Annotated in this window: 10 protein-coding genes; 2 read left to right on the forward strand and 8 right to left on the reverse strand. The window is 71.6% G+C overall.

The window, feature by feature from the left end; translation table 11 throughout:
• Nucleotides 1-77: 77 nt before the first annotated feature.
• The 8 genes from AB0J39_RS31855 to AB0J39_RS31890 form a co-directional block, all read right to left on the reverse strand.
• Nucleotides 78-1,529: a cellulose binding domain-containing protein gene (locus AB0J39_RS31855; protein WP_363471554.1), complete on the reverse strand. Its 1,452-nt coding sequence runs from the start codon at nucleotides 1,527-1,529 to the stop codon at nucleotides 78-80.
• A gap of 65 nt (nucleotides 1,530-1,594) precedes the next feature.
• On the reverse strand, nucleotides 1,595-3,010 hold the full coding sequence (locus AB0J39_RS31860) for a cellulose binding domain-containing protein (protein WP_363471556.1): 1,416 nt from the start codon (nucleotides 3,008-3,010) through the stop codon (nucleotides 1,595-1,597).
• Between the two features lie 65 nt (nucleotides 3,011-3,075).
• Entirely contained in the window at nucleotides 3,076-5,811 is a 2,736-nt protein-coding gene (locus AB0J39_RS31865) for a glycoside hydrolase family 9 protein (protein WP_363471558.1), read from the reverse strand.
• A 13-nt stretch (nucleotides 5,812-5,824) separates the two neighbouring features.
• Complete coding sequence (locus AB0J39_RS31870; protein WP_363471560.1) at nucleotides 5,825-8,551, reverse strand: glycoside hydrolase family 9 protein; 2,727 nt, start codon at nucleotides 8,549-8,551, stop codon at nucleotides 5,825-5,827.
• 246 nt (nucleotides 8,552-8,797) lie between these two features.
• On the reverse strand, nucleotides 8,798-9,241 hold the full coding sequence (locus AB0J39_RS31875) for a DoxX family protein (RefSeq protein WP_363471562.1): 444 nt from the start codon (nucleotides 9,239-9,241) through the stop codon (nucleotides 8,798-8,800).
• A gap of 583 nt (nucleotides 9,242-9,824) precedes the next feature.
• Complete coding sequence (locus AB0J39_RS31880; RefSeq protein WP_363471564.1) at nucleotides 9,825-10,721, reverse strand: LysR family transcriptional regulator; 897 nt, start codon at nucleotides 10,719-10,721, stop codon at nucleotides 9,825-9,827.
• Nucleotides 10,722-10,738: 17 nt separating this feature from the next.
• A complete protein-coding gene (locus AB0J39_RS31885) occupies nucleotides 10,739-11,176 on the reverse strand; it encodes a nuclear transport factor 2 family protein (RefSeq protein WP_363471565.1) in 438 nt (145 codons plus the stop codon).
• A 122-nt stretch (nucleotides 11,177-11,298) separates the two neighbouring features.
• Nucleotides 11,299-12,120: an SAM-dependent methyltransferase gene (locus AB0J39_RS31890; RefSeq protein ID WP_363471567.1), complete on the reverse strand. Its 822-nt coding sequence runs from the start codon at nucleotides 12,118-12,120 to the stop codon at nucleotides 11,299-11,301.
• Between the two features lie 117 nt (nucleotides 12,121-12,237).
• Here AB0J39_RS31890 and AB0J39_RS31895 point away from each other — a divergent pair, with 117 nt between their 5' ends.
• Both AB0J39_RS31895 and AB0J39_RS31900 read left to right on the forward strand, forming a co-directional pair.
• Entirely contained in the window at nucleotides 12,238-13,146 is a 909-nt protein-coding gene (locus AB0J39_RS31895) for a MerR family transcriptional regulator (protein WP_363471569.1), read from the forward strand.
• Nucleotides 13,147-13,386: 240 nt separating this feature from the next.
• Nucleotides 13,387-14,487: MFS transporter (locus AB0J39_RS31900; protein WP_363471571.1), on the forward strand; the 1,101-nt coding region annotated here is incomplete at its 3' end.

A 14,487-nucleotide genomic window follows, 5' to 3' on the forward strand; every position in this document is an offset into this window, starting at 1 on the left:
GGGGGATGCCCGCGGCCCGGCGCGCCCATCGAGGGACGGCCGGGCCGCGGGGGACGGTCAGGATCTCGGCTGTCGCATCAGGACGTCGTGCAGGGGCGGCCGTTGAGGGTGAAGGAGGACGGGGAGGGGTTGCCGGCCGTCTGCCTGCCGTTGAAGCCGATGGAGAACGACTGGCCGGGCTTGATGGTCTTGTTCCACAGGAAGTTCTCGGCGGTGACGTCGCTGCCGGTCTGCGTCCACTTGGCGTTGAAGCCGGAGGCGACTCGCTGGGTGGTGAGCGGGAAGGAGAAGGCCAGCGTCCATCCGTCGATGTCGGTGGTGCCGGTGTTGGTCAGCTTCACGCTGGCGTTGAAGGCGCCGGGCCAGGTCTGCGTGACGTAGGAGACGTCACAGTAGGCAGCCGGCGGCAAGGCCTGCGCGACGGCCGCGTAGGGGGCCGAGGGGGTGCTCAGGTTGCCGGCGGCGTCGCGGGCGACGACCTGGAAGGTGTACGAGCGACCGCCTTCGAGGCCGGTGACGATGTCGCGGGGGGTGGCGTTCTCGCCCTCGTAGGCGTAGCCGTGGTCGGTCCGCCGGAACAGGTCGTAGCGGGGTGGGAGGCCGCTGTTGTCGCTGACGGTGTTCCACCCCAGGGCGATCCCGTTGGGCACGGACATGCCGCCCAGGATGGTCAGGCCGGTCGGCGTGCCGGGCGGGGTGGTGTCGGTCGCGGTCCCGGGGCTGGGGCTGGCGGCGGGAGGTTCGACCATGGCATGCTGGCGGACCAGGTCGGAGGGCGCGCTGAGGTTGCCGGCGGCGTCCTTGGCCACCACGTAGAACAGGTAGTCGCGGCCGGGGGTGAGGTCGCCCACGATCGCGAGGACCGTGTCGCCGGTCTGCGCGGAGACCTGGGCCGGCACCCGGCTGAAGGCGCCGTCGATCCAGGCGTACACGTCGTAGCCGGAGACCGCCACGTTGTCTGTGGAGCGGGTCCACGTCAGGCCGGCCGCCCCGTTGACGTAGGCGGCGTACGGCTGCACATCCCCGGGACGGGTGGGCGGGGTCCGGTCGGGGGTCGTCGGCGACGCGGCGGGGCTGGGCGACGCCGTCCCGGTGTAGACCGTCGCGACGGTGGTGTACTCGGCCGACGGCGGGCTCGCGTTCCCCGCCGCGTCCTTGGCGATGACGCGGAAGGTGTAGCTCTGCCCGCTGACGAGAGATCCGACCGAGACGCCGGTGAAGGTGGTGCTCTGGATCGTGACGAACCCGCCGTCCTGCTTCATCTGCACGTCGTAGCTCACGACGCCCACGTCGTCGAGCGCGCGGCCCCAGCACAGCGGCACGGTCGCCTTGGGGGCGGTCGTGGGAGTGGATTTGGGCGTGGGAACGGGGGCCGGGGGCGCCGACGGGACCGGGCAGGACGAGATCCACGGTGGCGCCGCGGGCGGTGTGGTGTCGGCCGAGGCGGCGGAGGCCGGTACGGCCGCCGCGGCGAGCGCGAGGCCGGCGCCCAGCAGGGCGGCGGCCGTGCGGAGACCCAGGACGTGCATGTGATTCACCTTCCTGTGAGGGCGGCCCGGCGCGTGCGGGGCGCGCCGGGCCGTGGGTTGGGGGATCACGAGCAGGTGGTGCCGTTGAGGGTGAAGGCGGCAGGGGAGGGGTTGCCGGCCGTCTGGATGCCGTTGAAGCCGATGTACAGCGACTGACCGGGCTTGATGGTCTTGTTCCACGCGGCGTTCTCGGCGGTGACCTCGCTGCCCGTCTGCTTCCACACGGCCGAGAAGCCGTAGTCGAGTCGCTGGGTGCTGAGCGGGAAGGAGAAGGCCAGCTTCCATCCGTCGACGGCGGTCGTGCCGGTGTTGGTGATCTGCACGTTGGCGAGGAAGCCGCCGGGCCAGGTGTGGGCGCTGTAGGAGACGTCGCAGGAGAGCGCGGGCTCCTCCTCCTCGGACTGCGCGACGGCGGTGTACGGCGCCGAGGGGTTGCTCAGGTTGCCGGCGGCGTCGCGTGCGACGACCTGGAAGGTGTACGACTTGCCGCCTTCGAGGCCGTTGACGATGTCGCGGGGGGTGGCGTTCTCGCCCTCGTAGGCGTAGCCGTGGTCGGTCCGCCGGAACAGGTCGTAGCGGGGTGGGACGCCGCTGTTGTCGGAGACGGTGTTCCAGGACAGGAAGATCCCGCCGGGTATGGGCAGGCCGCCGCCGGCGCTCAGACCGGTCGGCGTGCCGGGCGGGGTGGTGTCGGTCGCGGTCCCGGGGCTGGGGCTGGCGGCGGGAGGTTCGACCATGGCACGCTGGCGGACCAGGTCGGAGGGCGCGCTGAGGTTGCCGGCGGCGTCCTTCGCCACGACGTAGAACAGGTAGTCGCGGCCGGGGGTGAGGTCGCCCACGATCGCGAGGACCGTGTCGCCGGTCTGCGCGGAGACCTGGGCCGGCACCCGGCTGAAGGCGCCGTCGATCCAGGCGTACACGTCGTAGCCGGAGACCGCCACGTTGTCTGTGGAGCGGGTCCACGTCAGGCCGGCCGCCCCGTTGATGTAGACGTTGGACGGCCCCACCCCTTCCGGACGGGTCGGCGGGGTCCGGTCGAGCGGGGACGGGCTGGGCGGGGGGCTGGACGGCGGCATGCCGCTGAGATAGTTCGCGGTCGCCGTCACCTGGTTGGACGCCGGGCCGGCGTTCCCCGCCGCGTCCCTGGCGACGACCCGGAACGTGTACGACTGCCCCAGGGTGAGGTCGCTGACGATGGATCCGATGCCGGTCGTGGTGCGCGCGGTGGTGAAGACGCCGTCCTGCTTGATCTGGACGTCGTAGCCGGTCACTCCGACGTCGTCGGTCGCTGCGCCCCAGCACAGCGACACGCCGATGCCGAGGCCCGACCCGGACGCGGCGGGCAGTGGGCAGTGGAACAGCGTCCCCGGAGCGCTGGGCGGGGTGGTGTCCGCGGCTCCCGCGGCGGGCGCGGCGGAGGCGGCGAGCGCGAGGCCGGCGCCCAGGATCGCTGCGACCGGACGGAGACCCTTGACGGGCATGTGGTTCACCTTTCCGATTGGGGCGGCCCGGCGCATCGGGGAACGCGCCGGGCCGTGAGCGGCTATCAGGAGCAGGTGGTGCCGTTGAGCGTGAAGGCGGCCGGCTTGGGGTTGGCGCCGGTGTAGGTGCCCTGGAAGCCGATCTGGGTGGACTGGCCGGGGTTGATGGCCTTGTTCCAGTCGAGGTTGACGGCGGTGACGCTGGTGCCGGTCTGGGTCCAGGTGGCCGACCAGCCGGGTGGGCTGATCTTCTGGGTGCCGGGGAAGGCGAACTTCAGGGTCCAGCCGTTGATCGCGGTGGTGCCGGTGTTGGCGATCGTGATGGTCGCGGTGAACCCGCCGCCCCAGTCGTTGGCCGCGTACGTCACCGTGCAGCCGGCGCCGGCCGACGCGGACGGCGACGGGCTGGGGGAGGGGGACGGACTGGGCGAGGGGCTGGGGGAGGACAGGCCGGTCTGGGCGGTCGCGGTGAGCGTGGCCGAGGGCTGGCTGGTGTTGCCGGCCGCGTCCCTGGCCACCACGTAGAACGTGTAGCTCGTGCCGGCGACCAGCCTCTCCGCGACGTAGAGGGTCGTCGCCGACGAGCCGATCTTGGTGTAGCCGGTGCCCTGCCTCATGTACACGTCGTAACCCGCGACCCCGGTGTCGTCGGTCGAGGCGGTCCAGCACATCGGCACCGCGTTCGCGAAGTCCGCCCCGCAGACCCGCAGCCCGGTGGGCGCGCTCGGCGGCGTTGTGTCCACCGGAGAAGGCGAGGACGACGGCGACGGGCTGGGGGAGGGAGACGGCGAGGGGGAGGGGGACGGCGAGGGGGAGGGGGACGGCGAGGGGGAGGCGATGCCGCCGGGCGGGGTGCCCCAGACCAGCGTGTCACCGTCGTACACCGGCACGTGGGAGGCCCCCGACGCCGACCAGTCGTTGGCCGGGTCCCAGGTCGCGCCGTTCGGCACCGAGATCCGCAGCTGCGTGCCCCGCTTGTAGAGCTGGGCGTCGCCGGGGTAGATCGGCCTGCCGGTGCAGTCGACCTCGGCGTAGTAGGTGCGGTCCCCCGCGGGCGCCGGCCCGCTGACCGCGCAGCCGCTGCTGTCGCCGCCGGTCACCTTCACCTGCGAGATCGAGGTGGAGCCGTCGAGTGTGAAGTAGTAACGCGCCTTGCCCGACTGGAGGACGCGCGGTGGCCAGTTCGACGTGTTGGTGATGGTGACGGTCATGGACGTGCCGTCCACGCCGGTGTAGACGTTGCCGGTATCGGCGCGGATCTCCGCGTACTTCTCCTCCGGCGCGGGGAAGTTCGCCACGGGCGTCCCGCCGTACTCCTTCGCGAATCGCGCGAGCACGTTGGTGATGCCGGAGTTGTAGTCGATCGCCACCTCGTTGCGGACGTAGTCCGTACGGCTGTCGGTGTAGGCGTCGGCCTGGTCGGGGCCGCCGGCGAGCGCGCCGTACAGGACGTGCAGGTTCGGGCCGGCGGTGTCGCTCATGTAGCCGAGGTACTGGCCGCTGGCCGCGCGATGGTGGACGTGCGTGGGCGGATTGCTCCCGAAGCCGACCATGTAGCTGGAGCGGCGGGGATTGTCCCCGAGCGCGTAGTCGACCTGCCGTTTGGCGAAGTCGTGGTAGCGCGCGTAGAGCGGGTCCGCGGGCCCGAGGTGGTCGGCGTAGACCAGGGCCACCCAGGCGGTGTTCAGCGCCATGCGCAGCGAGGCCCAGTTGAAGATGTACGCCAGGCCGCCGGGGGTGACCGGCCCCTTCTTGCCCTTGTAGCCGGCCGTCCAGTAGTCGAGGTAACGCCGGACGTCGTCGGCGTACTTCTGCTCTCCGGTGAGCGTCGCCATCAGGGCGTAGACGCCGTACTCCTTGTCGTTCCACCCCAGCCCGAAGGTGTAGGCGGGCACGGTCGTGCCGCCCGCGCCCTGGCCCACGTCGGGCTCGCTGCCCATCTTCGGGTAGAACTCGCGGGCCTTGTCCAGGTAGCTCCCGGTGCCGGTGGCCCGGTAGAGCCACACGGCCGCCCAGGCCAGCTCGTCCCAGTACATCTTCGTCGCGCCGGGGTGGTCGGCGCCGCCCTCCCAGGTCGAGTTGTAGTAGCCGGAGATGCCCGGCACGCAACTCGTGTACGCCGTGTCCTGGCCGTTCGTGCCCTTGGTCGTGTCGGCGAACGTGAACAGCTGCCTGGCGTGGGTCAGCAGCGTGTCCGCGTACGCCGCGTCGGTCTGGCGGAAGGCCATCGAGGAGGCCGCCATCGCGGCGGCCGTCTCGGCGACGACGTCGGTGCCCTTGCAGGTCGGCGTGATCTTGTAGACGGGCCGCGACATGCCCTTGATGTCGATCACCTCGGGCGGCCCCCAGTACGCGTGGTCCACGCTGCCGTCGCCCACCTGGACGTACAACGTCTCCGGCTCGGGGTGGGCGGCGATCAGGTAGTCGGTGGCCCATTTCAGGTTGTTCAGCATGGGCGTGAGCTGCGTGCCGTACCCGGACCGGTTCTCGACCACCCCCCAGGCCAGCATCGTCGTGGTGAACGCCATCGGGAAGCCGAACTTGACGTGGTCGCCCGCGTCGTACCAGCCGCCGGACAGGTCCACCCCGGCCGCCTTGCCGTCGTTCAGCGTGCGGTCGCCGCGCCATTCGACGCGGCTCCAGCCGGGCTTCCTGCCCGACTGCTGCGCCTCGTAGAAGTAGATCGACTTCTGCAGGGCCTCGGTGTAGTCGTACGACCCCGCGGCCTGTGCGGGCGTGGACCCGGGCACGAGCAGGGCGGCCAGCACGGCGGCCACCCCGCCCAGGGACAGCAGTCTCATCGGGGGCCTCGTCTCAGGAGCAGGTGGTGCCGTTGAGGGTGAAGGCGGCCGGCTTGGGGTTGGCGCCGGTGTAGGTGCCCTGGAAGCCGATCTGGGTGGACTGGCCGGGGTTGATGGTCTTGTTCCAGTCGAGGTTGACGGCGGTGACGCTGGTGCCGGTCTGGGTCCAGGTGGCCGACCAGCCGGGTGGGCTGATCTTCTGGGTGCCGGGGAAGGTGAACTTCAGGGTCCAGCCGTTGATCGCGGTGGTGCCGGTGTTGGCGATCGTGATGGTCGCGGTGAACCCGCCGCCCCAGTCGTTGGCCGCGTACGTCACCGTGCACCCGGCGCCGGGCGAGGGGGACGGCGACGGCGACGGGCTGGGCGACGGAGACGGGCTCGGTGAGGGTGACGGACTCTGCATGCCGCTCTGGGCGGTCGCGGTCAGCGTGGCCGAGGGCTGGCTGGTGTTGCCGGCCGCGTCCCTGGCCACCACGTAGAAGGTGTACTGGTTCCCGGGCCGCAGGCCGCCCGCGTAGTAGATCGGTTTCGTGGTCGACCCGAACTTGACGAATTCGGTGCCCCGCTGCATGTAGACGTCGTATTCGACGTATCCGGAGTCGTCGGTCGAGGCGGTCCAGCACATGGGGACCGCGTCCTGGATGTGGAAATCGCACACGTGCAGATTCGTGGGCTGGGTCGGCGGCGTGGTGTCCACCGGAGAAGGCGAGGACGACGGCGACGGGCTGGGGGAGGGGGACGGCGACGGGCTGGGCGAGGGCTCGGCGCCGGGCGCCGTGCCCCAGATGAGGCGGCCGTCGTTGCCGTACAGGGTCATGTGGTCGGCGCCCTTGGCCGACCAGTCGTTGGACGGGTCCCAGGCCGCGCCGTCGGCGACGCCGATGCGCAGCTGCACCTCGCGGCGGAACTCCGACTGGCCGCCCGGGAAGATGAGCGTCCCGGTGCAGTCGACCTCGGCGTAGTAGGTGCGCCCCTCCAGCGGGTGCGGCCCGGTGGGCTGCTTGCACTGCGTGTAGGACGTGCTCACCGTGACCTGGCTCGCCGTCGTCGAGCCGTCGAGCGTGAAGTAGTAGCGGAACTTCGCCTTGTCGAGCACGGTCGCCGGCCAGGCCGACTTGTTGATGACGTACGTCTTGGCCGCCGTCTCCCGGGTCGTATGGGTGATCGTCGGCTCCAGGTAGAACTCCGGGCCGTCGGGGGTCTCGCGCGGCAGCGTGGCCAGGGGAGAGCCGCCGTACTTGCCGTAGAGGACGGCGAGCGAGCTGGTGATGCCGGAGTTGAAGTCGAGCGCGACCTCGTTCTTCACGTAGTCGCCGCGGCTGTCGGTGTAGGCGTCGGCGCCGTCCGGGCCGCCCACGAGGGCGCCGTACAGGATGTGCCTGCTGACGGCGGGCTCGCCGTCGGGGCCGGCGTTGGTCCAGGCGCCGTGCGCGCCGCGGTGGTGCGGGTTGCGCGGCGGGTTGGTCCCGAAGCCGATCATGTAGCTGGAGCGGCGCGGGTTGTCGCCGAGCGCGTAGTCGACCTGGCGCTTGCCGAAGTCGTGGTAGCGCGCGTAGAGCGGGTCGCCGGAGCCGAGGAAGTCGGCGTACCTCATCGCGACGAAGGCCGTGTTGGCGGCCATGCGCAGCGAGGCCCAGTAGAAGATGTAGGCGAGGCCGCCCGGGGTGACCGTGCCCTTCTTGCCCTTGTAGCCGACCGTCCAGTAGTCGAGGTAGCGCTGGACGTCGTCCTTGTACTTCTGCTCGCCGGTCAGCTCGGCCATCTGCTCGTAGACGGCGTACTGCTTGTCGTTCCAGCCGAAGCCGAAGTTGAACACCGGCACCTGGGCGCCGTTGCTCCCCGGGTCCTCCTGCGTGCCCATCTTGGGGTAGAACTCGCGCGCCCGGGTGAGGTAGCTCGCGGTGCCGGTGGCCCGGTAGAGCCAGACGGAGGCCCAGGCCAGCTCGTCCCAGTACATCTTCGTGGCGCCCTCGACCTGGCCGCCCTCGCCCGTGGAGTTGTAGAAGCCCTGCGCGGCACTGACGCAGTTCACGTACGCCGTGTCGCGGCCGTTCGTGCCCTTGGTCGTGTCGGCGAACGTGAACAGCTGCTTGGCGTGGGTGAGCAGCGTGTCGGCGTACGCCGGGTCGGTCGGCCGGAAGACGACCGACGAGGCGGCCATCGCGGCCGCGGTCTCGGCGGCGACGTCGGTGCCCGGGCACGACGCGGTGATCTTGTAGACCGGCCGCTTGTGTCCCTTGGCCTCGACGGTCTCCGGCGCGCCCCAGTAGGAGTGGTCCTCGCCGCCGTCGCCGACCTGGACGTACAGGACGTTCGGCTCGGGATGGGCGTGGATGAAGTAGTCGTTCGACTGCCGGAGCGTGCGCAGCAGGTACGGCAACTGGCCCGAGCGCTCGTACGACGCCCGGTAGTCCGCGCCGCCCCAGGCCAGGGTGGTGGTCATGGAGGCCATCGGGAAACCGAACTTCACGTGGTCGCCGGCGTCGTAGAAGCCGCCGGACAGGTCCACTCCCGCGGACTTCCCGTCGTTGACGGTCGAGTCGGCCCGCCAGGTCACCCGGTTGCCGGACGGCAGGTGCCCCGATTCCTGTGCCTCGTAGAACAGGAACGACTTCTGCAGCGCCTCGCCGTAGTTGAAGGAGGCGGCCGAGACGGGGGTGGAGGTCGAGGTGACGGCCAGCAGGGCGCCGGCCAGTGCGGTCGCCGTGCTCGCGCTCAGCAGCCGTCGCGGTAGTCGCATCACGTGCCCCTCGGAAGGACGTCGGGCCGGCCCCGGGCGTGCGGGGCCGCCCCGGAACGGGCGGGACGATCTCGGGAGGGCTCCCGCCCGGATGGTGCGTACGCGAGGTGGCGCGATCCAAGCACGCTCCGGTCACGGACCCGTACGGCCAGGTCAAAGCGGTCGGGGGCACGTCGCGGAGCTGAAACTTTCAGCTCTCCGCCCCGCCGGCGGGGACGACAGCCGGCGGGACGGCGGCTCGCCCGGCTACGCCTGCACCGGGGCGGGTGAGTACGTCTCGACGTCGTGGTGCCGCATCCGATGGATCAGCGTGTCCAGCGCCCAGGCGCCGGGCCCGAAGACGGCGATGAGGAAGAACGACCAGCAGAACATGGCCGCCGCCTCACCGCCGTTCTGCAGCGGGAACAGGTTCTGCGGTGCGTGGACCACGAAGTAGGCGTACGCCATCGAGCCCGAGCAGAGCAGCGCGCTGACACGGGTGAGCAGCCCGGCGAGGACGAGCGCCCCGAACACCAGCTGGATGGCCGCCGCCCACCAGCTCGGCCACGTGCCGAACGGCACGGCCTGGCCGGTTCCCCGGTTGCCGCCCAGCACGCCGAAGATCGTCGCCGCGCCGTGGCAGACGAACAGCAGTCCCGTCACGATGCGGAACAGCGAGAGGACTGGTCCGCGGATCTGGTCCGATTTCATGTGATCACCTTCTTGTCGTGCCTGCCGGGTGGGCCGGCCGCGTACGCGTGGTCGCGATCGGGGCCGGCCCCATGGAAACGCGCCGGAAATCACCGGCGAAAGAGAAAGGGAAAACTCCGGCCGTCGCCTATCGAGAGTCAGAGAGCAGTAAACCGGCCGTCATTTCCGCCGTCCCGTGGCTCACATTGTCGGCGAATTGGACGTCCGGCGGCGGGAAGCCGCGCGGGACTGCGCCCAAAGAGGCGGATTCCCTGGTCAAAGCCTGGAACGAGCGGCATCGTCGTTGATGCTGCGGTGTTTCGCCCATGGACCACGGTGGCCGCGCCTCGCTTATTCAGCAGCGAATACGCGTCGGGCGGCGTAGTTCCAAGATTGCTTATATGGGTGCCGCTAGTCAAGGCTTCAAGTAATTCTGCGTCAGCTTGTTGCCACGAGGTGTCGGCGAGTGCGGGACGGCACCTCGGTCACCTGCCGCTTCTTTGGACGGACGGTCCGCCGAATTCCTGGAGGCCACGTGAAACTTTCTCGCCGACCGCGGTCCGCCACGCGCCGATCACCTTGGGTCACCGCCTGGGCGTGCGGTCTACCTCGTCCACAGGCACTCCTGTGCCGTCCGCACGAGGGCCATCAACCCGGGCGACACACGTTCGCCCCGCCACGCGAGCGCGTAGGTCAGGCGGAGGTCGCCCGCGTCCAGGGGGACGAATGCGACGTCGTCCCTGCGGACGGAGGTGACCACCAGGAGCGGAGTGGGCAGCAGGCCGACGCCGGCCGCGACCAGGTCGAGCGCGGCGGCGAAGTCGTCGATCTCGTCGGCCACCACGTGCTGCCGGTGCGGTCCGACGCGGGCGGCGAGCCGTGCCCACACCCCGCCGGGCGGGCGTTCACGCGGCATCAGCACGCGATGCCGCGCGAGCCGCTCGGGCTGCAGGCGGGGCAGGCCGGCGAGCGGGTCCCCGGCCGGTACGGCCAGGTGGCCGACGGGCACGTGGAAACGAGCGACCGTGGTCAGCTCCCGGGGGAAGGGCGCGGCGAGGATGGCCGCGGTCACCTCGCCGGCGGCGAGGGCCGCGACGGCGGCGGCGCGGCCGGCCGGGCGCAGCTCCACCTCGGCCGGAGGCTCGCGGCGCGCCATCCGGCGGGCGATCCGCGCGGCGAGGCCGCCGGCGAGCGGGGGATAGGCCAGGCGGACACCGTCGCCCTCCGGCGCGGCGAGCCGTTTCGCCTCGGCAGAGAAGGCGGCCGCCGACTCCAGCAACGCCTCGGCGTACGGCAGCAGCGCCTTGCCGGCCGGTGACAGGTGGACCTCCCGGCTCGTCCGGTCGAACAGGCGGACCCCGAGCGCGCGCTCGAGACGGCCGACGGCCTGACTCGCGGCGGGCTGGGAGACGCCCAGTTCGGCGGCGGCACGGGAGAAGCTGAGATGCCGGGCGACGGCGGCGAAGCAGCCGATGTCGCGCAGCGGCGGGCCGGAGTCCACGCTCCAGTATGGAGAGATCAGGCGGTCCGGCGCAGACGCAGGTCGCACCCCGTCTGGCGGTAGAACGTCAACTGGTCGTAGTAGACCCGCCCGCTGGCGAACACGCCGTCGTCGCCCATCGTGTAGGCGCCCGCCGCCGGGAGGACCACGCGGCGGCCGGTGCCCGTGATCTCCGTTCCGCCCGGGAGCAGCAGCACGCCGATGTGGGTGCCGCTGAACGTCCACTCCACGACGATGGTGTCGCCGAGGACGGTTCGCGTGGTGGTCTCGTTGTGCATGTCGGGGAACGCCGTGAAGAGCTGCCGGAAATACCAGCCGATCTGCTCGTGGCCCTCCATCACCCCCGCGGGCGTGACGAAGACGGCCCGCGTGCCGAAGCAGCGGAGCACCCGCTCCTCGTCCTGGGAGCTGATCGCGTCCGTGAGCGCGTCGAGCAACGCGCCGATCTCGCTCATCCGCCTCCCGTTCCTCTCCTGGAACTCCTACCCATGGCGACGGGTGACGACGCCGGAGCGCGGGTGAGGCTCAGGATGCCCGTGGGTGCGGGTTCGCGTGGGTGCGGGGCTCTCGTGAGGGTTCAGGGCTTGCGGGCGACGCCGCACAGCGCGTCGACCTCGGGCGCCTCACCGAAGGGGCTGGGCTCGGGCCGCCATCGGGACACCGACACCACACCCGGCTCCAGCAGCGTGAGGCCGTCGAAGAAGCGCGCGAACTGCTCGGGCGTCCGCAGCCGGTAGGGGTCGCCGCCCTCGGCGCGGATGCGCTCAGCCTCGTCGGCCGCCTCGGGCGCGACGACCTTCGTGCCGTCCTCGAACACCAGATGGCTGCCGGACGGCAGGGCGTCCATGAGGTGACGCACGATCCCGTACGCCTCCTCGTCGTCGAGCACCTGGCCCATGATCCCCAGCAGCATGAGCGCCACCGGCTCGCCGAAGTCGAGCGTCTTCGACGCGCCCCGCAGGATCTTGTCCGGTTCGCGTACGTCGGCCTCGATGTAGTCGGTCACGCCGGGCGGGCTGCTGGTCAGCAGGGCGTTGGCGTGCACCAGCACCAGGGGGTCGTTGTCGACGTAGACGATCCGCGACTCCGGCGCCACCCGCTGCGCCACCTGGTGCGTGTTGTCGGCGGTCGGCAGGCCGGTGCCGATGTCGAGGAACTGCCGGATGCCGGCCTCGCCCGCCAGGTGCCGTACGGCACGGCCGAGGAAGCCCCGCGACTGCCGGGCGATGTCCACGATGCCGGGGTACGCCTGCCGGATCTGCTCGCCGAGTTCGCGGTCGACGGTGAAGTGGTCCTTTCCGCCCAGGAAGTAGTTCCAGATGCGTGCCGAGTGGGGCACGCTCGTGTCGAGCTTGGGGCGGTGCTCCTCGCCGGGACCGTCCACCGGTACTTCGCTCACCCGGTCCTCCTGCCGTCAAGTGATCACCCCACACCTTAGATACTCGGGCGTCCGCCGCGAAAGCCGTACGGACCGGGGCTTGAGTCTCCAGCCGCTGGACGGTCCACACTCGGGGCCATGGACGACGACGAGGGGCTGTTCACCATCGGACGGCTCTCGCGCCGCACCGGGCTGCCGGTGCGCACGATCCGGTACTGGTCGGACGTCGGCGCGCTGCCGCCCGCCGGGCGGAGCGAGGGAGGCTACCGGCTCTACGACGCGGACGCCGTGGCCCGGCTGGAGCTCGTCAAGACGCTGCGCGAGCTCGGCCTCGGCCTCGACGACGTACGCCGGGTGCTGGAGCGGAGGGTCACCCTGGCCGAGGTCGCCGCCGTCCACGTCAGCGCACTGGACGCGCAGATCCGCACCCTGCGGCTCCGGCGTGCGGTGCTCGCCACCGTCGCGAGGCGGCGGTCCGACACGGAGGAGATGAAACGGTTGAACGACCTGGCACGGCTGTCCGCCGAGGAACGGCGGCGAATCATCGAGGACTTCGCGGACGAGGTCTTCGGCGGCCTGGACGCCGATCCCGAGCTGCGGCGCAGGCTGCGGCACACCGAGGTCTACCTGCCGGACGACCCCACGCCCGAGCAGGTGGACGCCTGGGTGGAGCTCGCCGGGCTCGTGCGCGACCCGGACTTCCGGCGGCGCATGCGCGAGGTGGTGGAGCAGAACACCCGCGGCCGGGCGGGACAGGAGCCGGGGGCCTTCATGTGGTTCGCCAAGAAGGTCGCCTGGGCCGCCGGGGAGGCGCGCGAGAAAGGCGTGCGCCCGCAATCGCCCGAGGCCGCCGAGGTCGTCGCCCGCCTGCTCGGCGACATGGACGCCGCCGGCCGGGCGGCCGTCAGGGAGCGTCTGGAGGCCGGCCTGTTCACCGAGGCCGAGCGTTACCGGCGTCTCATGGCCGTGATCAACGGCCGGGAGCCCAAGCCGTCCCACGCGGACGACTTCGCCTGGCTCCTCGAGGCCCTCCGCGCCCATCCCTGAGGAGGGAGCCGGTATCGGCCCGCGCGGCAGGGGCCCGAATACCGCGCCATCCGTGCTCGCGGCGGGAGCCGGCCCCGCCGAGGCGGCGATGTGATCGGCGTGCCGCCACGCTTCGGCGCCGGCCGAAGTCACCGCGGGCAACGATGAGGTATGTCATCGACGGGAACTCCTCCTCCCACGACCGGCCAGGGCGCCCCGCCCCGAGGGCGCCGGACGGTCCTCGTCGTGATGTGCGCCGGCATGTTCCTCGTGCAACTCGACGTGACCGTCGTCAACGTCGCCTTGCCGCACATCGGCTCGGACCTCCGCACCGGCCTGCCCGGTATGCAGTGGGTCGTCGACTCCTACACGGTCGTGCTCGCCGCGTGCCTGCTCGCCGCCGGCGTCGTGGGAGACCGGATCGGACACCGTACCGTCGCCGTCGCCGGGCTCGCCCTCTTCGGCGCCGCCTCCCTGCTGTGCGGTCTCGCCCCCGGCATCGGCACGCTGGTCGCGGCCCGCGCCCTGCAGGGCTTCGCCGCCGCGCTGCTGCTGCCCAGCACCCTCGCCGTGGTCGACAGGACCTTTCCGGAACGTGCCGAACAGGCCCGCGCCCTCGGCATCTGGGCGGGCGTGTCCGCGCTGGCGCTGCCATGCGGTCCGGTGCTCGGCGGCCTGCTCGTCACCCTCGCCGGCTGGCGCTCGGTCTTCCTCGTCAACCTGCCCGTCGTCGTGGTCGCCATCGTGCTCACCCTCCGCCGCGTCCGCGGGGACGAACCCTCATCCGGCCGGCGGCTGGACGTCCCCGGGGTGCTCGCCGCGGCCGTCGCCCTGCTCGCCCTCGCCTACTGCGCCATCGCGTACGGCCACGCGGGCGTCTCGGCCCAGACGGCGGGAGCCGCCGTGGTCGCCGTGCTCGGTGCGGCCGCCCTGGCCTGGTGGGAGCGCCGGGCTCCCGAGCCCCTCTTCCCGCCGTCCGTCGTCGGCGACTCCCGCTTCGTCGGGGCCAACGCCGTCGCCGCCCTGATGAACTTCGTGGGGATCGGCATCGTCTTCGTCGTCACCCTGTATCTCCAGGGTGTCCGCCACCACGACGCCCTGTCCGCCGGGGTCATGCTGCTGCCGTTGTTCGCCCCTCTCGCGCTGTGCGCGCCGTTCACCGGGCGGCTCGCCGCCCGCTTCGGACCCCGGCTCCCGATGCTGGGCGGGCTGCTGCTCGGCGCGTCCGGCGCCGCCTGCCTGTGGCTGGTCACCCCCACCGGCCCCTACGCGGCGCTCCTCCCCGCGCTCCTCGGGCTCGGCCTGGGCATGGGCCTGCTCACCGCGTCCGTGGTCGCGGCGGCGCTGCGCGCGGGACCGCCG

The sequence above is a fragment of the Microbispora sp. NPDC049633 genome, from assembly GCF_040675265.1.
Classification (GTDB): domain Bacteria; phylum Actinomycetota; class Actinomycetes; order Streptosporangiales; family Streptosporangiaceae; genus Microbispora; species Microbispora maris.